This window comes from Paraflavitalea devenefica (genome assembly GCF_011759375.1).
Classification (GTDB): domain Bacteria; phylum Bacteroidota; class Bacteroidia; order Chitinophagales; family Chitinophagaceae; genus Paraflavitalea; species Paraflavitalea devenefica.
The window spans coordinates 1,706,076-1,728,045 of record NZ_JAARML010000002.1 but is presented as its reverse complement, the minus strand read 5'-3'; the positions used below and the strand labels follow the sequence as shown (position 1 = coordinate 1,728,045).

Sequence of the window (21,970 nt, the reverse complement as noted above, 5' to 3'; positions counted from 1 at the left end):
TGTCGCTTACAATGAAACGTTGATGCCAAATAATATTTGCCTGGTCGGTGGTGTATCCACGGCGAGGTTGGTACCTGTAGTGGGACTTGATGCGTTGCCACCTGATTCAGGGTCCAATCCGCCAAACTCATGATTGCGGAAAGGAGAGAACAGGATGAACGGGTCTTCTGCTGTAGCATAGAACCGGATGCTCCGGGCGCCAAGCTTCTTCAGGAAAGCCGGGGGCACTGTATAGCCCAATGTGATGGTCCTGATCTTTAAAAAACTGCCCTCAAAGTATCCCAGCAGCGCCAGGTTAGTGGGGTTCTGCCGGCCAAAGTTGGGTTTGGGATATACCTTCTCTCCATTCTCAGGCGTCCAGTAACGGGTTTTAATATTATTATAAGTACCCTGGAAAGTATTTAAGAAACCACCACCATGCAGGGAACTATTCATCGTAGCGCCCCACCGGGCAAAAGCAACCACTGTTAAATCGAAACCGCCATAAGAGAAACGGTTGGTCATACCACCAATCCAGTCAGGCTGTGTAGTACCAACGATCTCACGGTCGGCATCCGTGATCTTTCCGTCATTGTTCAGGTCGGCGACACGGATATCGCCGATCACAGAGCTTGAACCAGTGGTAGTTAATCCCAAACGCTTAGCTTCTGCCGTATCAGCTTTGGTATTCTGCCAGATGCCTACTTTTCTGTAATTATAAAATACGCCGATGGGCTGTCCTACAAACCAGGTGTTGCCAATATCTTCTTTAACGCCATCGGCAAGCTGGGTGATCATACCCCGGTTGATGGAGAAGTTAAGATCGGTGGTCCAGCCAAAACTATTGCGGCCCTGGGGCACAATGATCGCGGCGCTCACCTGCAGCTCAATACCCTTGTTCTCTGTTTTACCCACATTCGTCAACACTGCATCTTCAATACCATTGGTAGGCGGCAGGTTCTTAGGCAGCAATAATTTGTCGGTCCATGCTTTGTACACATTGATGTTACCTGCAATGCGGTTATTGAGTAATCCGAAATCAAGGCCCAGTTCAGCCGTGGAAGTATACTCCCAGGTAAGGGTATTGTTACCCACCGTGGTCTGGTAAAAACCACGCACCAATGATTCGCCATAATTATACACAACGCCGCCGAGCCGGGGCACCGTACCATAAGGACTGATAGAAGCATTCCCTACTCTTCCGTAACTGGCGCGCAAGCGCAGGCTGTTGATCGCATCTACTTTGAAGAAAGATTCATTATGGATATTCCAGGCTACGGCCGCAGAGGGGAACATCTCCCATTTATTGCCTTTGGCCAGGCGGGAAGAACCATCAGAACGCAGGGTAAGTGTGAGCATGTAACGATCATCGTACACATAGTTCAACCGGCCCATATAAGAAACAAGGCCCCACTCATTGTAACTACCATCACCGGTCAGGTTATAACCATACTCGGGATTATAATATTCGAGGTAATCAGCCACCAGGTCTTTGTTGCTGAACGAACTGTTGTTCGATTTGTCCTGTTGTGCACTGAACAGCCCCGTGAAGTTGATCTTGTGTTTATCGAAGAAAGTGTTGTCGTAGGTCAACAGGTTTTCCAGCGTCCAGTTGGTACCGTTGCTGGTCCTGTTTTCGGCAGATGACTGACCACCCATGTTGTTGGTGGTTTTGCTGGCATAGAAGTTACCATAGTTTTCCGACCTGATCTCCGTACCTGCATTGAGACGGTATTTGAGGCCTTTTACCCACTGGCCTAAGTTAGCCTCGAGATAAGCCGTTGTAAAAGTGCCCAGTCTTCTTCTCCGTTCTGATTTGGCGCCTGGCAGGAAATCAGCCAGCGGATTCCATACCTGGCTTTGGCTGCCCGGCACAAAGTCATTGCGTAGTTTTCCATCCGCATCATAAGGACCTACGAGCGGAGAGGCGCGCATGGCCTGCGCCATGGGATTAAACCCTTCACCCAGTGTCGTGGAGAAATTATTTAATGAGCTCAATCCTACTTTGAACATTTTGCTTAGTTGCTGATCAACGCTCAGTTTAACGGAGAAGCGCTCAAACTGCTGACCAGGGAAGATGCCAGTCTCTTTGAAGTAACCACCGGAAATAGCATACTGGGTTTGCTCTGTACCACCGGATACGCCCAACTGGTGGTTGGTCACAAAGCCAGTCTTATACACCAGCTTCTGCCAGTTCGTGCCGGCGCCTTTCAACCCTTCCTGTTCCTCACTGGAGAAGGCTTCTGAGATCAGCAGGGGATCATTGGGCCCTGAATATTTTTGCACCGGGGGGGTGGATGTTGTCCATACGCCTATGTACCGCGCCCACTTCTTGAGCTCGCCAAACTCCTGTGCATTCATGAGTTTGTATTCACCAATGGGCCTGCTGGTACCTGCATACCCGCTATACGTGATAATGGCTTTGCCGGTTTTACCACGGCGGGTACTGACGAGCAATACGCCATTAGCTCCACGCGAACCATAGATAGCGGTGGAAGAAGCATCTTTTAATATCTCTACCGATGTAATATCGTCCTGGTTGAGGTCATTGAAGTTGCCGCCAAAGGGAATACCATCTACAATGATCAGTGGCGCATTGCTGGCACGTACGGAACGGGCCCCGCGGATGAGGATGGATACGCCTGCTCCCGGTTTACTGTTACCCCCTGTTTTCTGGATGTCCACACCGGCTGCACGTCCCTGCAATGCAGAAGCCAGACTTTGCGTAGGGATATCTTTAATGGATTGTTCATTGACAGAAACAACAGAACCTGTCAACTCCGATTTCCGGCGGGTACCATATCCCACTACCACCACTTCATCCATATCTATTTTACCGGCACGCAGTGTTAGTGCTACATCCAACAGGTCATCCTCACGGGTGGTGATCTCCTGGTTGGCATAGCCCACGTGCGAAATAACCAGCGTACTATTGGCAGGCACTGTTAAGGAGAAAGCACCATCCGCCTGCGTAACAGTGGCCTTGTCATTTCCTTTGGTCACAATACTTACGCCGGAGAGCGGTACGCCATTCGGGCCTTTAATAGTTCCTTTTACCGTGATCAGTTTACCGCCCGACTGGGCGATAGCAGGTTCCATCAGCAATAGAACACACGCCAGCATACATACCAGCCTGGTACATATACCCGTGTGAACAGGTTGTATCCGCCAGCGGGATAACGACCTGATTGTACACGCAAGTTTCATAATAGCAGTTTTATTTGTGAATAGAAAACAATACAATCCTGCATCCCTTCAGGGCATGAAAAATCCAGTACGCTGCACAAGGCAGCCTACTACAGTAATAGCAACGGTACAGACTTTAGGAGGAGGATTATTTAATACCGGCAGTAGCATTGATGCCTGACAACCGGAATTTTAGTTGCGCTTCAAACAATGACCGCGGGTATACCATGGCGCCCTGTAATTGATTGATACCGGCATTCTCAAAATCAACTTTCTTATCCGACTGAAAGCCTACCAGTATGGGTTGCGCAATGGTATAGTTCCTGCGGCGTTCCATATCCCAGAAATTATAATGTTGTTCTTTGGCCGAACGGTGCTGAAAGTTCCACAAGGTCAGTTGCTTCCCATGGTGCGGATGCCCCGGCTCAGGGCCGCCCAGGTTATAGAATACGCCGCCGGCTATATCATCATACAAAGTGGCAAAGGGCTGACCGGAATGGATATCAAAGTTTTGATCGGTACCCAGATCACATTGTGTGATCACGGTACCCGAAGCACCATAACCGGTACCTGCGCCATGATGCTGTGCACCATTAAAATGACAGTTCTTGATCAGCACACCATAACCGGTACGGGCATGTACGGAAGCATGGCCCTTCTTGCCTTTAAAAGTCAGGTCCAGCACGCTTACCTGGTAGCCGGCGCGCAGGAAAACGCCTTCATTCCAATCCTGGAAAACACAATTGCGTACCCAGCTATTTTTTACATACTCCATGCCCAATGCTTCATAGGCATAGTCATGGATCTCATTCTTATGATGGATAAATTCTTCGGGATATGTTTTCCAGTTGCTGGAGAACAGGATGTCTTCCACCCCACATTCTTCCAGGCTGTTATAAGCGAGTAAGTCAAAGGGCACAGCGCTCAATAATTTCACCTCTATGTGCAGTGGATTTTTGAACTTTACCCGCTTGCCTTCTATTTGCTCAATGGTGTGGATCTCACTGATGTTCATGCCGCCTTTTTCGCCAAACAACCTTGTCCATACCGGCTTCAGCGGCAGGGGTGAAAAGTACCAGCGTGTATAGGCTTCGCTCTGGTGGCGCAGTATTACATCCTGTCCGGGCTTTAGCATAGAAGCGTCGGCCACTTCTATCCAGAAGCTTTCCCGTGCTGCTTCCTGGGTTACGGTGGTGAGCTTTCTGTTGTCTGTTTTCTCCGGCTTAAAGAAGAACTGCCGGTTATTCAGGCGCATATTGGCCTGGTATATTTCTGTGCCGCCTGCTCCGCTCCCACTGCCCTTCAGGATGATATGGCTTTTGCTTACCCTGATCTGTTTGCTGGTGCTGGTATCGGGTGCTATTAAGTATTTTCCGGGCGGAAAGAATACGACGCCTCCATTGTTCTTTTCAGCCGCCTGAATAGCGGCCTGTATCCCTTCATCATCAAATTGATCATCATTGGGCAAGGCCCCATAATCTTTTACATTGAATTGTTTCCTGCCAGAAATATCCGGTATGGGTTTCTCAGAGAAATGATAACCGGCATAGGAGTAATCCGGCAATACAGGCGTAGTACCGGCCTTCCTGGCAGTAATATAATCATTCCATAACGGCGCTACGGATTGAGACTTAACGCTGCTACCCACGAGGGTGATACAGATAATAGATGCGAGCCTTTTCATACGCAATTGTTAACCTTAAATTCTACAGACTACCCTTCAGTTCCACTTTGATCACCGAAGCGATTTTATCAGCGGGTGCTGCAGGCAGCGTTAAGCTGAGCACATCACCGGCAGTGCTGGTCTTAACAGCATTGCCATTGCTCAGCAGTTTTGCGCTGACCACTTTGTTCTTAATACCAGGTACGGTTAACTGACCATTGGCGGGCCAATTAAATACAGACAGGTAGAGAATGGTATTACCACCGTTTTCCTTTTTGGTGCAACGGCCCCAGTCCAATGGTTTCAGCGGACTGCCCTTGGTGCCATAGATGGATTCACCATTTACTTTCATCCACTGGCCTACTTCTTTCAGGCGGTCAATACTTTCCTGCGGAACAGTACCATCAGCTTTGGGCCCTATGTTCAGGAGGTAGTTGCCTCCTTTGGAAGCAATGTCAATTAAATTCTGTACCAGCGTGGTTGTGCTCTTCCAATTGTCGTCATAGCTTTTGTATCCCCAGGTACCATTCATTGTCATGCAGGTTTCCCAATCCTTACCCTCTATCTCCCCTACTTTGGGAATGCGCTGTTCGGGCGTCAGGTAATCGCCGGGGAAGTTGGGGCGCTTCAGGCGGTCATTGGTAATGATATGCGGCTGTAATTTCAGTGGTGCATTTAATTTTTCGGCAAACTCATCGGTCATATCTGTAGGCGTATCCCACCAGAGCACCGCTACATCACCGTAGTTGGAGAGCAACTCTTTTACCTGTGGCACCGCTATTTCATCTATGTACTGCGCCATGGTTTTGGAAGTTTGTGCGGGATCCCAGTGACCACTGTTTGCCGCCGTATACGCATCAATACGGGCCGAATCGGGGTTGGCCCATCCTTCGGTAGTTGCCCTGCGGGAAGCAGCGCCGCCGGGATGGCACCAGTCCTGCGCCTGGGAATAATAGAAGCCGAGCTTAACACCATATTTTCGGCAGGCTTCTGCCAGTGGCTTCAGCAGGTCTTTTCCATAGGGAGAAGCATCAACGATATCCCATTTGGTAGCCTTGCTGTCGAACAGGGCAAAACCATCATGGTGCTTGGCCGTGATCACAATGTATTTCATACCCGCGTCTTTTGCCATGCGTACCCATGCATCCGGATCGTATTTAACGGGATTGAATTCCTTTGCAAATTGCTGGTAATCGGCTACCGGTATCTTACCCCGGTTCATGATCCATTCGCCAATGCGGTTAATCTTTTGTCCTTTATACGTACCTGCCGGAACGGCATATACACCCCAGTGGATAAACATACCAAAGCGGGCCTCGCGCCACCATTCCATACGCTCGTCTTTTTCTTTGGTGGCCGCAGGAGATGGCTGTGCCATGCCTGCCTGCATCAGGATACAGGAGGCAGATAACAGGCAAAAAAATCGTTTCTTCATTGCAAGGATCAATTAAAGGATATAGCAATCGTAATAAACAGCAAATTAGTTAGATATAGGCTAACTGATATTCACCAATTGGCATACTATTCAATTTTATTAGCAAAAAGGCAGGACAGTTCAGGACGGCCTTTTACGGCGAAAAAAGCCCCCCGCGGAAGCGGAGGGCTGCTGCTTTATGGAGCTGTGTAACCTGCTCACTCAGGGAACCAGTTTTGATTCCCAGGCAGTATAAAAGGTATCAATAGCCGCCTTAACAGGCAGGTATAAAGTCCTGTACTCAAACGAAAGCCCTTTTTTAAGCGCCGGCAGTTTGGTTTGCTTTTCAGCACTGGCCACCCAGGCCGAACGCATTACACCGCCCGTATCGGCATACCTGATCTGCGAGCCCACACATTGCGCCGAAGCGCCCGACCAATCCAGCCGGGCCGTATCGGCACTGAAGGCAATTGTTTTTAATGGGCGGTTAAATAAGGAGCCTGCATAATGATCACCATACACGATACCAATGGTATCCACTTTTACAGAAGAGTGACCAAGGTCATCGTAGGTATAGATATCAAACGTGTATGTCTTTTCCGCCATATTGGTGAGCATAATGCGCACCGTGTCCACCCCTTCTGTTCGCTGCACAGGTATGGTCACAGAGTCGGTCCCATCATTCCAGAATATTTTGCACCGGGTAATACGGGGATCGGATAGTAACAACCAGGATAAACCGATGCGGTTCCTGCCCGGCTGTAATTTCAGGGAATCGGCCCTACCCGTATACACAATCTCCCCGTTTTTGGTAAACTCATTGTAGGAATCTTCCATCTTACTGCAGGCATAGCAGCATGCCGCCACAATAAGCAGGAGTAAATATTTTAAATATCGATACATGATCGTTGATTATTAATTAATAATTATTAATTATTGCCTGCTCTTCGCACACTCACTACTCACCACTCACTGCCGCTGTCCCCAGATCTTCATCTCGGTCAGGTGAAAGTGTCCTTTTTCACCGCCGATATTCGCCCAGCTATCAATGTTTTTCCAGGCCACATAACGTACCGCAGGCGCTGTTACAAGAAAATCATATTCCTGCCCTTCCGCAGCCACATCCGCATCCTGGGAGGTCTGTGCAACAGGCGCATCGCCCCCCGAAGGCTTGAGCATGAGGTAGGAACCCAGCAATACCCAGCTACTGGTATCGGTGGGTGTATTGGTTCCCCACAGTTCCCAGCGGTGCGGGTTACCATGGTCATAGATGTAGCCGGCCTGGCGCTGCCATATTTTAAACCGGCTCAGCTTGGTCGTTTGTCCCAGGTCGAAAGGAAGCCATATTGGTTGATCCAGGCGTTCATTGGTATGGAACCCGTCGCCGGAAGAGATGACATCGTTGAACATTTCATCAAACGGCCAACTACCCAGGTTAGCAGGCGTTACCATCGGCAGCCCGGAAGCAGGCAATGGCTGCCGCTGCGGGATGGGCCAGGCATTCCTGCGATAGGTAGGCGCTGAGAGCAACTCTTCCGGTACCGGTGTTTTTTTGGTTACCAGTGTATCGGAGTGATTGTTCCACCTGTCCCTGACAAAGATGCCGAACGTACGCTCTACCGGCGGCATGCCGCGCACGGAGAAATCGCCTGCTTCCAGTTCTGTATACTCTGCATCGAGGGACAGCCACTCGCCGGCTGAGTCGAGCAATACTTCTATTACCACCTTGGCCTTGTGTATGTTTTTATATGCCACATTGATACCGCCAAAGGTGTTGATCACCACCAGCGAGTTAAAGATGTCTTCAATGGCAGGCGGCAATGGCTTTACTCTGACCGACACCGGCTGCGATTCTTTTTCATTACGGCTTACGGCATACAACACCACATCGCGCTCACGGGTATCTCCAAAACCCTGTACGGTAAGGTTATTGTTGAAATAAGAAGCCCGCTCTTCCATTTTTGTGCCATTGATATCGTAAACGGCTTTTACGTACAGGAGGTTGGGATCTTTAGGCAAGGTGTAGGTGATCTTAGCCGCACCAGGCAGGCTGGTTACCTGTGGATTACTGATGGCGCCCGGCGCATTCCCATCACCCGCAGGGCCCAGTATTTCTTCTTTGCAGGCAAGCATGAGAAGAAACGTTATAGCAAGGAGTATGTGTATTCGTTTCATGTTTTTGTTTTTTTTCTACCATCCCTGGTTCTGCACCAGGTTACGGTTCACGAGTAATTCATTAATGGATATAGGCCAGAAGTATTCCCGCATCCTGAATGATTGATTGAACAACAGCACTTCCTTGTAATAGGAAGCCAGATCAGGCTGCTCAATATCCCATCCCTTGATGGGGCGGTTCAATACGAGGTGTGCTTCTTTCCAGCGCCGCAGGTCCCAGAAGCGGTGTCCTTCAAAGGCCAGCTCTATCAGACGCTCCTGATGGATGATATCGCGCAGGCCGGTTTTGGTCGTGTACCTGGCATTTTCGCGCGCCCAGTTTGACCAGGAATCTTCCACTGATTGCAAACCGGCCCTTGTCCGCACCTTGTTGATCCATTCCAATGCACCACCACCAGGTCCATCTGCTTCATTCAAGGCTTCTGCATACAACAGGTATAGATCGGCCAGGCGCATTTCCGGCCAGGGATATTGCACCGTGGTCATAGCGCCATCTGTTGCGCAGGCAGTGGTAATGTTGACGAGCTTTTTGACCCAGTAACCGGTGATGGAGAAGTTACTGATACCCTGGCGGGCCGCCGTTTCTCCTTTCCTGGCCCGTATGACTGCCAGGCCGGTGGAATCATAATTGTTGATCCAGTTGCCGTACCATATACCCCGGTCAAAGCCGAGGTTGGCATAAAAGCGTGGCTCCCTGTCGAAATGCAATTGCACGGTCTCTTCATTGGGTTTGATGTAGAAGCGCTCGGCATTGGTGGCTTTCCGCAGGGCATACCGGTTGCCATAATCCCAGGCGATATCCTGCTCAATAGGCACGCCATGATTGGTATAGAACAGTTCGGCCATTTTAATAGGCGGCGCGATGATGCCTTTAGGGCCACTGCCCGATGTACCCGCATTGATGAGGGGCATACACCAACGTTGTATATCGCCGGCGCGACTTATCGTATTGTGCCAGATCACTTCTGAATTGAATTCCTTATCGGTTACAGCACCGCGTATGTCCAGTTGCAATTTGGTTTCCGGCACCAGCTTATAGCCTTGCCCGGTAAACTGGTACAATGAATAGCCATTGGTATGACAAAATTCAATGGCCTGGCGGCAGGCATTTGCCGCCCTTACCCATTTTTGCGGATCGTGGGTCGTATTAAACAGCGGCTTACCACCCTTGGGATCATTCATGGCTGAATAATCGGCATTGCCATTGAACAGCGGACTGGCAGCCGTTGCCAATACCCTGGCCCTGAAGGCAGTGACAATGCATTTGGTGATCCTGCCCAACTCAGTCGCTTCTGTACCTACTATCTTATCGGGCAACTGGTCATTTTCCATCAAGGGGTCCAGCAGGCTTACAATGTAATTGAAGCAGGTATCCACATGTTCCCGGTATACTTTCACCTCGTCTGGCTTACTGCCTACCAGCAGATTGGTCCTGATCAATGGAATGGGACCATACATCCGCAACAGATAAAAGTGATAATAGGCTTTGAGAAAGGTCACTTCAGCACTCCACCGCTCCTTTTCAAACCTGTCCATATCCGGCACCTTGTGGATGTTTTCGAGGAAGATATTGCAATCGCGGATACCGGTAAACAAAGCCCTGCCGCTATTGGTGCCCTCCCAGAAATTACCCAATGGGTTGGAAGCGTTTTGTCCGCCCCGGGCAATGTTCCAGAAGTTGGTATTGATATCCTTGGAAGGATACATGTACCACAACTCATCGCCCGCATTCATAGCCGGGTTGTCGTTATAATGGCCGTTCCTCGGCATGTAGGAATAACAGGTAAATAAGTACCGCTCTGCTGAAGCGCGCAGGGTGAACGCATTTTCAATGGTAGCCACATTATCCGGCACCACATCGAGGTATTTTTTACAGGCGCCTGTACTCAGGAGTATGACCAGGGCCAGGTATAGCTTATATGATTTCATGATGATTTTTTTAGCTCAACACATGGTTCCTTAAAATCCCAGTTGCACACCCAGGTTAATAACACGCTGTACAGGATATCCCAGTCCGTTACCAGCCATTTCTATATCCCATAGTTTAAACCGGCTGAAGGCAAGCAGGTTGGTAGCATTGGCATATATCCTGCAGTTGTCCATCTTCAGCCTTTGCAACAGCTTACGCGGGAAGGTATAACCCGCTTCCACCTGTTTCAGCCGCAGGAAAGCGCCATTGCGCATGAACCAGGTACTTGTTTTTACATTGTTGCTGTGCACTACGGGGCTCAGCCTGGGCCACAAAGCATATAGGTTCCGGTTGTCTTCCGACCAGTGGTTGTCGGCATAAGCTTTCAATAACTGGTTCTGGGATTTTACAGCCGGGGCACCATCATTGTCCACAAACGGAGAAGTAGCCTCCACATCAATCCAGAAAGAAGAGCGGGCCGATCCCTGGAAGAAGACAGACAGGTCAAAGCCTTTGTATTTGGAAGAAACGCCAAAACCATAGGTGATCTCCGGCGTGGTAGGATGGCCGATAAATACCTGGTCGAGTGTGGTGATCTCGCCATCACCATTCACATCCCGGAATTTGATGTCACCCCCTCTTGTATTGGCATCCTGGAATGGGGAGCTTCTTACTTCTTCATCATCCACAAAGAGACGTTCTGCGATGTACCCCTTTTGCTGGGATATCTTCTTGCCTACATACGATAAATAATCATCGTCATATTTCGGCTCTTCATACACATCAAACTTGCTGGTGGAATAGGTAAAGTTAGCGCGGGCATTCACGAACCAGTCATCACCAAAGCGGTCCGAATAATCAAAAGAAATGTCTATACCCTCTGCGCGCGCCTCCCCTACATTGGCTTTTGGCGCAGCGCCCTGTAAACCGAGGGTCCTGGGAATGGTGCGGTTCATCAGGATGTTGTAGCGATGCTCCCACCAGTATTCTGCAATGATCTCGATCTTGTTAAAAAAACCGATCTCTGCAGCGAGGTTCCCTTTCTCAGAGGTTTCCCAGGTGACGAAGGGGTTGTCATACCGGCTAACAGAAATGCCCGGCCTGGTATAACCGCCATCCGTACCAAAGCTGGCGCCCATGCCGGCATTATTCATGTTAATGTTCGACAGGTAAAAGAAGCGGTCATCTTTATCGCCGATGGCATCATTGCCCACCAGGCCATAGGTAGTTCTTAGTTTCAGCTTGGTAATGGGCAGGCGTATCCTGTCGAACCAGGGTTCATTGGATACATACCAGGCCAGGCCCGCTGAAGGAAAGAAACCAAAACGTTCAGCTTCATGAAAACGTTCTGATCCGTTATACCCGAAGTTGAATTCCGCGAAATATTTATTATCATACCCATAGGTAGCCCTTCCGGATAAGCCCAGGTTACGGCTGGGCAGGGAGTTCTGCAGTGAACTGGCATTGCCTTCCAGTTGGTTTTGCGCCAGGAATACCAGCAGCCCGCTCACCTGGTGTTTGTCATGAAAAAGCCGGCTGTAGTTCATCATCGCCTGGAAGTTAAAGAGCGACAATACATTCTTTTCCCCTTCACTGTAATCGAGGAAGTCAGTACCCTGGTCGGGGTTGATGTTGTAGATCTTATAGGTATTATTGAACTTGTCGTAAGTGCCTATATTGTAATAAAAAGGCCTGTACGCGCGGGCCACATCAAAATTGGAGCGGCGGTTGGTATTCATGGTAGCCCGGAAGGTGAGCCCCTGCGTGATGAATGCCAGGTTCTGGTTCATTTCCACCTGGGCCATCATGAGTGAGTTGGACTCATCTTTATAGCCTCTTACCAGATCAGCATACGGGTTGAGGTAATCGCCCCGGTCATAGTTGCCAAAGAGGATGTGGTTGGTGGTTTTATGGTCTTCATCTACCGGATAAAAAGCGGGGAAGAGCACAGGATTACTGCGCATTACTTTTTCATAGAGCCCCGTACCACCGTCTATGGGGCCTTTGTAATCATCAAAGCGTCCGTACAGGCGTACCCAGGCGTCGGTTGTTTTGGTGATCTTCATGTTTACATTCGAGCGCAGGGTATAAGTACGGAGGTCAATATTGTTATTGAAGTTATTGCGTTTGTCTACTTTCAATACGCCATTGTCTTTGTTGAAAGAGGCTGATACAAAATAGGTAGCTACCTGCCCGCCGCCACTCACGCTGAAGTTGGCGCGCTGATTCATGGTATAGTCTTTGAACAACATTTTCCTCCAGTCGGTAGAAGGGAATACGACCGGGTTTTTACCGGCCGCCGTGTTCTCAATTTTAGCCTGTGTATAAGGCAGTATGAGGTTGTCCCTGGTGGCATTGGCCTCATTCTCCAGCTTCATGTAGGTAACCGGATCGGCCAGCTCCACATTCTGGGTAGGGGCCGATACAGAGTTCTCCACCCGCAGGGAGATCTTTGCCTTCCCCTGTTTACCTTCCTTGGTGGTAATGAGGATAACGCCATTGGCGCCACGCGCTCCATAGAGGGCCGTAGCAGTGGCATCTTTCATGATGGAAAAGCTGGCAATATCATCCGGCTGCAGCCGCGCCAGGTCATTGGTAGTATACTCTACGTTATCAATCAGGATGAGCGGGTCTCTTTTGTAACCAAAAGTAGTTACACCGCGGATGAAGAATTCCGCATTGTCGCGCCCCGGCTCACCCGACCGCTGGTAAGCGATCATGCCTGCCACACGGCCTGCCAGTGCATTGGTAAGGTTGCTGGAAGGTATTTTCAATTCACCCGGCGTGATGGAAGTAACCGAACCTACCACTTCCCGTTTTTTCTGCTTACCAAATGCTACCACCACCACATCATTCATGGAATTGGCAGCACGCTTCAGTATTACATTGATCACTTCCTTCCCACGCACCGGCATTTCGAGGTTATCATACCCCACCATGGTAAATACCAGTACGGCATTGTCATCAGGTACACTTAAAATGTATTTACCACTCAGATCGGTAGTGGTACCCATATTGTCTTTCCCTTTCACAAAAACAGACACACCGGCCAGCGGGCCTGCGGAGTCGGTTACCAGTCCCCTTACTTCTTTTACCAGTGGCGGAGGGATATTCTCTTTGATGATGGCCTGTTCTATGACAGGTGCGATCATTTCAGGTGCAGCGCGTTGAGCGGCTGTTTGCTGCGCCCGGAGGCTTCCGGCGCACAGCAATAAGCACCCCATTGTGTGTAGTAATTTTCTGACCATAAGCGATTTGTTTGGGTATGTTAGGTTGAGAGAATGCAGGAATAATATATCGGGGTCGATATGGCATAAAGCAGGTATAGATATAGCAATCGTTGAATAAGCAAATTATACAGATAGCCTGTATGCTTTCATCTGCCAATTAGCATACTATTCAATGTTATTAGCATAAAGCAAGACAGTGTAGTGTGTACGCTCTCCTTGGCCGCAGAGTCCCCTTCGGGAGACTCTGCGGGGAAAAAAGCAAGACAGTGTAGTATGTACGCTTCCCTTTAATATTTTACAATGATGCGTACGGCTTTTTCCACTCCATCTGTCACGTGCAGGAAGTAGAGCCCGTTCAGCGCATTGCTGATATTGAAGTTCACTTCGTTGGCGGTGATGGTGAGGCGGTAATAAGTATATAAGGTAGCATTGCTGTCAATAGTATATGTCTTGGTGAGGAAACGGGAAGCAAAGCTTTGGTTCACCTGGCTGTCGAGGATAGCCCAGTTCACGCCATCATTGGAGCCCGCCAGTTTCCAGTTCTTAGGGTCACGCTCCGGCACATCATTGGCCGATGTAATGGTGTACCGGGTAACAATAGCGGGTACAGCAGATTGAATTTCCACACCACTGTTATTGATGCGAACCGGTAATATTGGATTTGAATACATCACCACCGCCATAGGCGTTTTCCAATGCGTCTACCACCGGTATATCGAGGGTAAGTGTATTGCCCTGTACAGCTATGATCTTCCGCTCATAGGTATTCCTGTAACCGGAAACCGTCCATCCATACTGGCGCATATCCAGCGTATCAATCCATGCTTCATTGGGTGTTCTTTGGATAACGATATTGTTGCCTACCTGGAAGGTATGTCCGGCCGCTACGTCTACTGTAGTGGCGCCGGTAGGCAGGTAGGGGGTGGTGATCTTTGCACGGCTGCCGCTTACTTCGGCATAGCCACTGCCTGTACCTTGTAGTGTGATGAGGTTATGCTGTTCTTTTTTGGTGGCGATGAGTACGGTGCTATTCAGGCCTGTTCCTTCTCCACGCAATACGACACCGCCGGTACGGATAAAGAGCGTGCCCTCTACAGAGTACACACCTGCTTTCAGTAACACAGCGCCCCGGAAGCCATTGGCATCAGGCGTGCCTGCGCTCACCTCATCAATAGCCGCCTGTATCAGTGCACGGCAATCGCCGGTTACCGCCTCTACTGTTTTCATGACCGGCAGCACCGGCAAGGCTACACCACCGCCCTTGTAACCGGCATGGGAGAAATCGGGCACCCGGTTCACGGCATTTTGCTGCCGTTCATTGGCATAGTGGTTATACACCAGACGTCCATTCTGCAAAGACACCAGTGGCGCCTGTGCGAGAGCGGATAGTTGTATAAGAAAAAGAATAAAAACAGGGAGTATAAGACGCACAGACCGTGCATTACCGTAGGTAAAGTTTATTTTCATAGTGGCTTTTAACCAAGCTAGTCCATTCTACTTTACCCCTGTTGATCACGGTTTGCTTTGTATTCAGTGATTTTGGCAGCAGCATTACAAGCTACTTTCTTTCTTCCTTATTATTTAGGTGCTTCTTTTTGGGTAAATAATTGCTGGCTGATATAACCTTCTTCCCTGTCTTGGCTTCAAGATCACGCCTTGCATTACCAGCCACTGCTCCACCTTGTTTAGCTGCTTTTTTGTTTTCAATAAACCCTTTTGGATTTTTTGTTTTCACAATTTCAGTTGTTGATGCCTCCCCAAGCATTGAGAATATCAGCTCAAGATCTGTCATGTGATCACGCAGGTTTTGGCTTTTTAGTCCCTTAACTTTCTTGTATTCTGAGGGCGTCAAATCAAAAGTAGCCTTTTATATTTCTGCTGTAAGTATTGCATACTCTGTTTCTCCCTTTACACCCCGGGTTTTCCATTCTTCAGTTAATTCTTCCCGAATAGCAATGCTACGCATACGTTTTTCGATCCAGTCATCAGGATACCCCTTCAACTTATATAGTTCTCTTGCTCGCTGTGTTGCCAACTCAGGGTTTTCAATTTCATCCAATCTGTCAGATCCAACCTGGGCCAGCCAAAGCTTGAACGGCTCAGCTTTAGGCGAGGGAATGGATTGAATGATTCGCAATAGTCCTTGAGCATTAGCACAATTTAATTTCTGTTTACCTCCAGCCGTATCTACCAAGAGGGGGGTGACAATTTGTCCCCACCCTTTAGAAAGCATGTCATCCCGCTTTCTCATCTTTTTTATATAATCTCCCGGATTAGGCGTATCAGTCAATACCTGTACCACGTCCGCTATCACGAAATACCATTTATGATCAGCATTGTTCCAAACTGTTCTTATTTGCTTACTTTCAAACAATTTAACATTACTCATATATCAAATTTAGTCATAAAACAAGTAGTCGATAACAATCGTTTTGCCGGGATGCTTAATAATCAATCAGCACACTGACCGTCACCTTTACACTGGCATCGGGTTGGGAGGCGCCGCCAAAATATTCGTCCAGCAAGCTGTTAAAGGTAGTTTTGCTATCCGTAAAACCGCAACCTGTATAACTATTACCCACTAAAACACATCCCTGCAGGTTGACGCCGGTTTTGATCGGGTAATCGCCCGCATGGATCTGCACCTGCTCACGTGATACCGTTTTCATTCTCCAGCTCTTGCCCACTTTCTCATACACATGCGGATAGATGTTTTGCAGCTCAATGACCCAACGGCTTTTACCCGATGAGTACCTTAGTTTGGCCCTGTAATTACCTACCGGGATGGAGCTGGAATCCTTTTTGGCATTATCGAACCGCAGCTCCAGTGTTTTACTGAATGACTTGCCATTAACTGTTACCTCACCCTGTGTACAGCCTGCATATTTTTGTGAGCGGGTTACTACAATATGTACATCGGGCAGCGGATCGCGCGTGAGGGTGCCATAAGCGAGCGCAGTTCCCCCGGCATCAATTTCTTCCCAGTTCATGGTAGTGGGGCTGGTAAGTGAAAAGCGGACGCTCATGCCCGGCATACATTTGGTGACACCATAGGAAAGCGCTTCCCTGAAGATGAAAGCATTGCCTTCTTTGCCTGTATAGGCAAGGGCTCCGCCGCAACCGAGGGAAGGGAAATCTACCGTACTGCCTTGTTTACTTAGTTTCATGGCTACTGTCCAATTGCTGATGTTGGCGCCGGGCTGCGTAGCGCTTCCTTTCCAGGTGCCATAATAGTTTTGGGCCACGAGCGTACTGCTAATGAGCGCCAATAAAAGCATAATACCGGAGCGGATAATTGTGGAGGGATAGTCTTTCATATTATTGTTTTATGGGTGTAAACAACCGTTGCCTGGTATAAATCATTTTATACCAGGAGCATCAACAATCCCCACAAAACTGTATGAAAGGATAAAGAAAGGAGCAGGTAGAAAAAGCGGGTGGGTACTTATACTTTATAAATATACAAATTCAGCGGCTTTTCCTGAACTGTAATAGTTCTTCCTTATCCGGATTGCCCACATAACGGGAAAGGGTGAGTATGGAATCCTTTAGCACAATATCAAAATCAGTAAAAGTCCTGAACCTGAACAGGCGGCCTTTTTCGAAGGCCATGCTCAGTTTATAGACATCCCCATCTTTGTGTAGCTTCCACGCGCCGATGGCGTCCCAGGTGAGGCCGCCCTTATTGGCAGCATCCATACAATCGGGTAAACGGGCTTTAAAAGCGGAATCAGGCTGCAGGATAATGTAAATGGAATCGCGGCGATAGTTTTTATTGGCCAGCATGGTATAGGTCTCTGCCGTGGCTTGCCAGGTACCGGCCATCTCATCCAGGTATTTCTTATCCGTAACCGGAAAGGTATCTGTCATTTTGTAGGTCATCCCCGAGTGACAGCCTGCCGCCAGTACTACGATATTGATTGCCCATAACCAGGTACGCATAATGTGCTTTATAGCATGTAAATGTATGCCTGGCATGGGAAATGAGGGCTGTTTTGTGTTAAAAACCGCTGCTTTTCGTGAAATGGGCAAACTATAGCTTAGGTATAGCGTTGGTATAGCTTAGGTATAGAGTTCCCATAGTCCAGGTATAGAGTATCTATAGCGTATCTTTAGCTGACCTATTGGTGATCCCTACCCTTGCTCCCTTATTCCGATACTATGTTTCAATTTTCCTGGCTCCTTTTTTTGTCCGTTTTCGTTTGTCTGTTCACTTCTCCCTGTAAAGTAGTTAATCCTGCAGCGATTCCCAATACGGATGATGATAGATGCAAAAAATGATTACAAATGATAAAAATGCTTGTACGCAGATTACACAGCGTAAACCACCTAACAGCATTTTGTCGCAAAGCACCCTTTAAATGGTCTTGTCCGCACCGCATTCAAGCTACTTAAGGCATGTAGCTTTGCAGTATCAACAAGTAAATAGATATGCCATGAAAAAGATTATTGTTTCCACGTTTATAAGTATGGACGGCGTGCTACACGCGCCAGGCGGACCGGAGGAAGATCGCTCCCATCAATTCAAATGGGGCGGCTGGGTGTTTCCTTACTGGGATGATCTGATGGATAATGCTATGGGCAAGATCATGTCTAAACCCTTTGACCTGCTGCTTGGCAGGCGTACGTATGAAATATTTGCCGCCCACTGGCCCTACCAGGAAAATGATCCGATCGGCGACACCTTCAACCGTATTCAAAAGTATGTAGTAGCTACGACGCCGGTTGACCTTTCCTGGCAAAACTCCACGTTGATCAAAGGCGATGTCGTGGCTGAGCTGAAAAAACTAAAAGCACAGGACGGTCCGGACCTATTGGTACACGGCAGTAGCCGGTTGGTACAAACCCTGCTTTCCCACCACCTGATCGATGAGTTGCATCCCTGGACCTTCCCCTTGACACTTGGCAACGGGAAGAAGCTCTTTGAAGAAGGTACCCAGGCACTTGAATGGAAGTTGACTGATAGCAAAATATCCACCACAGGTGTCATTATCGCCAGCTATGTTCCGGATGGGAAGGTTAAAACAGGTTCCTTTGTGCCGGATAAGGTCAGTAAAGCGGAGATCGCACGGCGGGAGAAATGGGCGAAAGAGGAGCAGGGGAAATGAGTTTATCTTTGTAGTATGATCCAACTCATACAAGGAGATATTACCAAAATGGAAGTAGACGCTATTGTCAATGCCGCCAACACTTCCTTACTGGGTGGTGGCGGCGTTGACGGCGCCATACACAGAGCCGGCGGCCCGGCCATACTGGAGGAATGCCAGCAAATCCGGGCCAAACAAGGTGGCTGTAAAGTGGGAGAAGCTGTTATCACAACAGCGGGGAAACTTCCCGCCAAGTATGTTATCCATACTGTAGGACCTGTGTGGAATGATGGTCAGCATGATGAAGAAACCTTATTAGCCTCTGCTTATACGAACAGTCTGCGGCTTGCTATAGCGCATCAGGTTAAAACCATCGCCTTCCCTAATATTAGTACAGGTATTTATCATTTTCCCAAAGGCAGGGCTGCTGAAATTGCCATTAATACAGTAAGAGATTTTTTAGCCAGGAATAGTGAGCTGGAGAAAGTAGTTTTTGTTTGTTATGATAGGGAGAATTACGAACTATACAACAAGCTTTTGAACTAGTAGAAGTGGTTTATCCGGGTTCTCTTCCCATTTAAGACTGGTCGCTCCCGAATATCCTCAACAGGTCGGTTCCCATTCCGGGAATCCGGGCAGCCTTTATAAGGAGGTTGTTTGGGTTTGACAGGGGTTTCCTTCGTACCATCTTCGCTCCCCGCCCTTATAAGTGCGCTTTAACCCCGAAGCATTCCCGAAGCAAACCCAGCTCAAAGGCGAGGCGGAACATCGCCAGGACAAAGTGCGCCTTTACCTTAGAGGACAGTCGGAAGACAGCCGGAGGATAGTCAGATCTCAGCAATCCTTCTCCCATCCTTGTACCAGGCATGTGGCGAGTGCGCTTTAACCTACCAGGATGACACAAGGATGATACATGGTTTACACAACCCTGCCATTTTACCCACTTCACGGTATTGTTATGACAGCCAACATTTATTAATTTTAAGCAGTATATGTTATGGATTAAATGGCTAAATACACCGGCATACCACCTTTAACGGGAACCATTGGTCCCATCTGCATCTACAAGATGTATGGCCAATATTATATCCGTACCCGTAGCTCACTCACGGGTAAAAGGGTGAAGAAAGACCCTGCTTTCCGCAAGACCATGCAATATGCCGCCCTGTTGGGCAAAGCTTCCCGCATTGGATCGGCAGTGTATGCCGCCCTGCCGGAACACCGGAAACAGCATGCCCTGTACCGCAAGTTCACCGGCGAAGCCATGACCTGGCTGAAGTACCAATGGACAGAAGAAGATATAGTAACTTACCTGATCAAACAATATACCGGTCAGGAAGTAGTGCTACCCGAGCCTGAAGTGGTGCAACTGAGAGAACCCTTTCGCCGTAAGACACAGCGATTAAAAGGGAAACAGCGCAGACAACATACCGAAGTACCGGAAGAAAAACTACCTTACCATCTCTATGCTTACAGGTATAACGAACGAAAATTCCGGCAGCAACGTAATAAAGAACTAACTACTTATCCATGGGCTGAATGTATTTTGAATCCTTTCTTGAAAATCCATGCAATTAAGGGATAAATCAGATTGGGCTGATCTCATAATTTCTTCCTTTTTCTGTTTTTGTATGCCTGCTTTGTTCTTGTTGTCAACTCATCAAACGAAAGCCCTTTTACTTTACCAGTTTCAAATTCAGCAGTTCTACGATCTAATTCAGCAATAAAGTCTTTATTTTCCCATAAATCGTCGTCGTGCTGTTTTTCAGCAATAGCCCTGGCAACCGACAAAACGGTCTTTTTTTCCGATATATTCAGATGGCCCCAAACATGGGCTATTTCCTTATCTAATAATTTACCAGTTCCCAACCCCGGATATGCAGGGCATTGCTCCTGATGGCGGTTAAATACTGGTGCAGAGGGATGACTCGCTTTTGGAATAGCTCCAACTGTCTGGCTATTACCCAGATTAGTAGAAGGCAGGTCCGGCAGGTACTGTCCTGCTTAATGTTTTTTGATTACTGTACGGCAATATCGCCATTCACCTTATTTGGATAGTAATTACCAATAATTAAATTTGTAAAAAGAACTGATGGGGAAGATTAAACTCATAGACCAGGAGATCATTCAATACCTGCCTCGCCTGAATATCAGACAAAAGCAAGTGGTGTTAAGGATTATAAAAACATTTGCAGCACAGCAGCAAGACTGGTGCGATGAAATCAGTGAGGAGCAACAAAAAGCCATTGACCAATCACTTGCAGCAATGAAGGCCGGTAAACTTACTCCTCATGGCCAAATAATAAAAAATACAGAAAATGGCAAAAGAAATAATTAAAGCAACACATTGGACTAATCCCGCCAAGAGAGCGCCCAAAAAACTTATCTCCAAAAAGAAGAATGTACATACCAATCTCGATGAAGCCGTTGATTTTGTGAACAAGTACAAGAAAGGAAGCACAAAAGCCAAAACCATCAACCAATTACTGGATGAACTTTAAGATTTTCACGCCCCTATTCACTTCCACACATACAACCGGAAACATGCTTCCAGCATATCTTTGCTTTTACTGTAACAAATCGTTTTGCGGGATAGTCTTTTCAAATGGGTACGCAGCGTAAGGTTCTTCCTTTCTATATGGTTCGTCCGGTATTGAAAGGTGCGGTGAAGGAAATCCGGTATTACAGAACCAAAGACATTCAGCTTATCGGTATATATCCTTTGGGGTGACAAGCCTAATAAGGTGTTTATTAGCCTGCTTATATTCTCCCTGCTCCTGGCTCCGCACACAAAATCTATTACCTGCTTCGTCTTCCGGTTGATCGCATACATAATATAACAGGGATTGCTTTTCCTGCCTATATACGTATATAGTTCATCCACCTCATATACCTGTCCGGTTTCGGTAAATACCGGCTTCGGCTTATCTTTTTTCATCCGTTCTATCCTTCTTTGAACAGATGCTCTGGGAATGGACAATATCCTGCTGATGGAACTGATACCTACACCTTCTTTATTCAATACGGCGATTTGTTCATCAAAGGTTGTACAGTACTTCCTGTTCCGGTAAACCTGCCGCTGATGCCGGCCACACACCTTACATTGATATCTTTGAGTAGTCTTATAGAAGCCTTTCTTAATACATGCTCCCTTGCAGTTGTTACAGTTCATAGGTCCAGGTGCTAATCGGTACACATTAGATTTTACAACGCAATATAGACGCCATTTTCCAGCCAACCACTGCTTTTCCAACCATTCTATACACTACTTTCCCATCCCCAAAAAATAAAAGAGCTGACTGAATGTCAACCCTTTTACATATTTTA

General features: G+C 47.9%; 20 protein-coding genes. 5 read left to right on the top strand and 15 right to left on the bottom strand.

From position 1 onward, the window contains the following. Positions 1–6: 6 nt before the first annotated feature. The 13 genes from HB364_RS16350 to HB364_RS16295 all read right to left on the bottom strand — a co-directional run bounded on the left by HB364_RS16350 (position 7) and on the right by HB364_RS16295 (position 17,498). The gene (locus HB364_RS16350) at positions 7–3,186 is read right to left on the bottom strand and encodes a SusC/RagA family TonB-linked outer membrane protein (RefSeq protein WP_167289289.1); all 3,180 of its coding nucleotides are present in this window, start codon (positions 3,184–3,186) and stop codon (positions 7–9) included. 127 nt (positions 3,187–3,313) lie between these two features. Beyond that, positions 3,314–4,849, bottom strand: a complete 1,536-nt coding sequence (locus HB364_RS16345; protein WP_167289288.1) for a DUF4955 domain-containing protein — start codon at positions 4,847–4,849, stop codon at positions 3,314–3,316. A 22-nt stretch (positions 4,850–4,871) separates the two neighbouring features. Continuing rightward, positions 4,872–6,263: an alpha-L-fucosidase gene (locus tag HB364_RS16340; protein WP_167289287.1), complete on the bottom strand. Its 1,392-nt coding sequence runs from the start codon at positions 6,261–6,263 to the stop codon at positions 4,872–4,874. A 201-nt stretch (positions 6,264–6,464) separates the two neighbouring features. Then, entirely contained in the window at positions 6,465–7,145 is a 681-nt protein-coding gene (locus HB364_RS16335; protein ID WP_167289286.1) for a DUF4998 domain-containing protein, read from the bottom strand. 66 nt (positions 7,146–7,211) lie between these two features. Beyond that, positions 7,212–8,417: a DUF4959 domain-containing protein gene (locus tag HB364_RS16330; protein ID WP_167289285.1), complete on the bottom strand. Its 1,206-nt coding sequence runs from the start codon at positions 8,415–8,417 to the stop codon at positions 7,212–7,214. A 15-nt stretch (positions 8,418–8,432) separates the two neighbouring features. Beyond that, complete coding sequence (locus tag HB364_RS16325) at positions 8,433–10,346, bottom strand: RagB/SusD family nutrient uptake outer membrane protein (protein WP_167289284.1); 1,914 nt, start codon at positions 10,344–10,346, stop codon at positions 8,433–8,435. A gap of 30 nt (positions 10,347–10,376) precedes the next feature. After that, the gene (locus HB364_RS16320; protein WP_246228505.1) at positions 10,377–13,574 is read right to left on the bottom strand and encodes a SusC/RagA family TonB-linked outer membrane protein; all 3,198 of its coding nucleotides are present in this window, start codon (positions 13,572–13,574) and stop codon (positions 10,377–10,379) included. A gap of 269 nt (positions 13,575–13,843) precedes the next feature. Then, on the bottom strand, positions 13,844–14,182 hold the full coding sequence (locus HB364_RS16315; RefSeq protein WP_167289283.1) for a hypothetical protein: 339 nt from the start codon (positions 14,180–14,182) through the stop codon (positions 13,844–13,846). 7 nt (positions 14,183–14,189) lie between these two features. Next, positions 14,190–15,023 carry a hypothetical protein gene (locus HB364_RS16310; RefSeq protein ID WP_167289282.1) on the bottom strand — a complete coding sequence of 278 codons (834 nt, stop codon included), beginning with the start codon at positions 15,021–15,023 and terminating at the stop codon, positions 14,190–14,192. Positions 15,024–15,114: 91 nt separating this feature from the next. Beyond that, positions 15,115–15,348 (bottom strand): hypothetical protein, encoded by a 234-nt coding sequence (locus tag HB364_RS32930; RefSeq protein ID WP_208419974.1) that lies wholly within the window; start codon positions 15,346–15,348, stop codon positions 15,115–15,117. Positions 15,349–15,423: 75 nt separating this feature from the next. Beyond that, positions 15,424–15,945 (bottom strand): BRO-N domain-containing protein, encoded by a 522-nt coding sequence (locus tag HB364_RS32925; protein ID WP_208419973.1) that lies wholly within the window; start codon positions 15,943–15,945, stop codon positions 15,424–15,426. Between the two features lie 55 nt (positions 15,946–16,000). Continuing rightward, positions 16,001–16,873 (bottom strand): DUF5675 family protein, encoded by an 873-nt coding sequence (locus tag HB364_RS16300; RefSeq protein WP_167289281.1) that lies wholly within the window; start codon positions 16,871–16,873, stop codon positions 16,001–16,003. 151 nt (positions 16,874–17,024) lie between these two features. Further along, positions 17,025–17,498 carry a hypothetical protein gene (locus HB364_RS16295; RefSeq protein WP_167289280.1) on the bottom strand — a complete coding sequence of 158 codons (474 nt, stop codon included), beginning with the start codon at positions 17,496–17,498 and terminating at the stop codon, positions 17,025–17,027. A gap of 494 nt (positions 17,499–17,992) precedes the next feature. On the opposite strand from HB364_RS16295, the gene HB364_RS16290 reads away from it, so the two are divergent. From HB364_RS16290 to HB364_RS16280, 3 genes are all read left to right on the top strand, one after another. After that, complete coding sequence (locus HB364_RS16290) at positions 17,993–18,664, top strand: dihydrofolate reductase family protein (protein WP_167289279.1); 672 nt, start codon at positions 17,993–17,995, stop codon at positions 18,662–18,664. Between the two features lie 15 nt (positions 18,665–18,679). Continuing rightward, on the top strand, positions 18,680–19,189 hold the full coding sequence (locus tag HB364_RS16285; RefSeq protein ID WP_167289278.1) for an O-acetyl-ADP-ribose deacetylase: 510 nt from the start codon (positions 18,680–18,682) through the stop codon (positions 19,187–19,189). 460 nt (positions 19,190–19,649) lie between these two features. After that, positions 19,650–20,228 carry a hypothetical protein gene (locus tag HB364_RS16280; protein WP_167289277.1) on the top strand — a complete coding sequence of 193 codons (579 nt, stop codon included), beginning with the start codon at positions 19,650–19,652 and terminating at the stop codon, positions 20,226–20,228. 17 nt (positions 20,229–20,245) lie between these two features. Here the strand turns inward: HB364_RS16280 and HB364_RS16275 are convergent, their stop codons facing one another. Further along, complete coding sequence (locus HB364_RS16275) at positions 20,246–20,434, bottom strand: addiction module protein (RefSeq protein ID WP_167289276.1); 189 nt, start codon at positions 20,432–20,434, stop codon at positions 20,246–20,248. A 301-nt stretch (positions 20,435–20,735) separates the two neighbouring features. On the opposite strand from HB364_RS16275, the gene HB364_RS16270 reads away from it, so the two are divergent. After that, complete coding sequence (locus tag HB364_RS16270) at positions 20,736–20,981, top strand: hypothetical protein (protein WP_167289275.1); 246 nt, start codon at positions 20,736–20,738, stop codon at positions 20,979–20,981. Continuing rightward, the gene (locus HB364_RS16265) at positions 20,962–21,144 is read left to right on the top strand and encodes a hypothetical protein (protein WP_167289274.1); all 183 of its coding nucleotides are present in this window, start codon (positions 20,962–20,964) and stop codon (positions 21,142–21,144) included. The genes HB364_RS16270 and HB364_RS16265 overlap by 20 nt, the downstream gene beginning before the upstream one ends. Positions 21,145–21,161: 17 nt before the next feature. Here the strand turns inward: HB364_RS16265 and HB364_RS16260 are convergent, their stop codons facing one another. Continuing rightward, positions 21,162–21,815 (bottom strand): IS1 family transposase, encoded by a 654-nt coding sequence (locus HB364_RS16260; protein WP_167289273.1) that lies wholly within the window; start codon positions 21,813–21,815, stop codon positions 21,162–21,164. Positions 21,816–21,970: the final 155 nt, after the last annotated feature.

Coding starts and splice junctions, on each gene's coding strand:
- HB364_RS16350 (WP_167289289.1), bottom strand. CDS start 3,186: ATGAAACTTGCGTGTACAATCAGGTCGTTATCCCGCTGGCGGATACAA.
- HB364_RS16345 (WP_167289288.1), bottom strand. CDS start 4,849: ATGAAAAGGCTCGCATCTATTATCTGTATCACCCTCGTGGGTAGCAGC.
- HB364_RS16340 (WP_167289287.1), bottom strand. CDS start 6,263: ATGAAGAAACGATTTTTTTGCCTGTTATCTGCCTCCTGTATCCTGATG.
- HB364_RS16335 (WP_167289286.1), bottom strand. CDS start 7,145: ATGTATCGATATTTAAAATATTTACTCCTGCTTATTGTGGCGGCATGC.
- HB364_RS16330 (WP_167289285.1), bottom strand. CDS start 8,417: ATGAAACGAATACACATACTCCTTGCTATAACGTTTCTTCTCATGCTT.
- HB364_RS16325 (WP_167289284.1), bottom strand. CDS start 10,346: ATGAAATCATATAAGCTATACCTGGCCCTGGTCATACTCCTGAGTACA.
- HB364_RS16320 (WP_246228505.1), bottom strand. CDS start 13,574: ATGGTCAGAAAATTACTACACACAATGGGGTGCTTATTGCTGTGCGCC.
- HB364_RS16310 (WP_167289282.1), bottom strand. CDS start 15,023: ATGAAAATAAACTTTACCTACGGTAATGCACGGTCTGTGCGTCTTATA.
- HB364_RS32930 (WP_208419974.1), bottom strand. CDS start 15,348: ATGACAGATCTTGAGCTGATATTCTCAATGCTTGGGGAGGCATCAACA.
- HB364_RS32925 (WP_208419973.1), bottom strand. CDS start 15,945: ATGAGTAATGTTAAATTGTTTGAAAGTAAGCAAATAAGAACAGTTTGG.
- HB364_RS16300 (WP_167289281.1), bottom strand. CDS start 16,873: ATGAAAGACTATCCCTCCACAATTATCCGCTCCGGTATTATGCTTTTA.
- HB364_RS16295 (WP_167289280.1), bottom strand. CDS start 17,498: ATGCGTACCTGGTTATGGGCAATCAATATCGTAGTACTGGCGGCAGGC.
- HB364_RS16290 (WP_167289279.1), top strand. CDS start 17,993: ATGAAAAAGATTATTGTTTCCACGTTTATAAGTATGGACGGCGTGCTA.
- HB364_RS16285 (WP_167289278.1), top strand. CDS start 18,680: ATGATCCAACTCATACAAGGAGATATTACCAAAATGGAAGTAGACGCT.
- HB364_RS16280 (WP_167289277.1), top strand. CDS start 19,650: ATGGCTAAATACACCGGCATACCACCTTTAACGGGAACCATTGGTCCC.
- HB364_RS16270 (WP_167289275.1), top strand. CDS start 20,736: ATGGGGAAGATTAAACTCATAGACCAGGAGATCATTCAATACCTGCCT.
- HB364_RS16265 (WP_167289274.1), top strand. CDS start 20,962: ATGGCAAAAGAAATAATTAAAGCAACACATTGGACTAATCCCGCCAAG.
- HB364_RS16260 (WP_167289273.1), bottom strand. CDS start 21,815: ATGAACTGTAACAACTGCAAGGGAGCATGTATTAAGAAAGGCTTCTAT.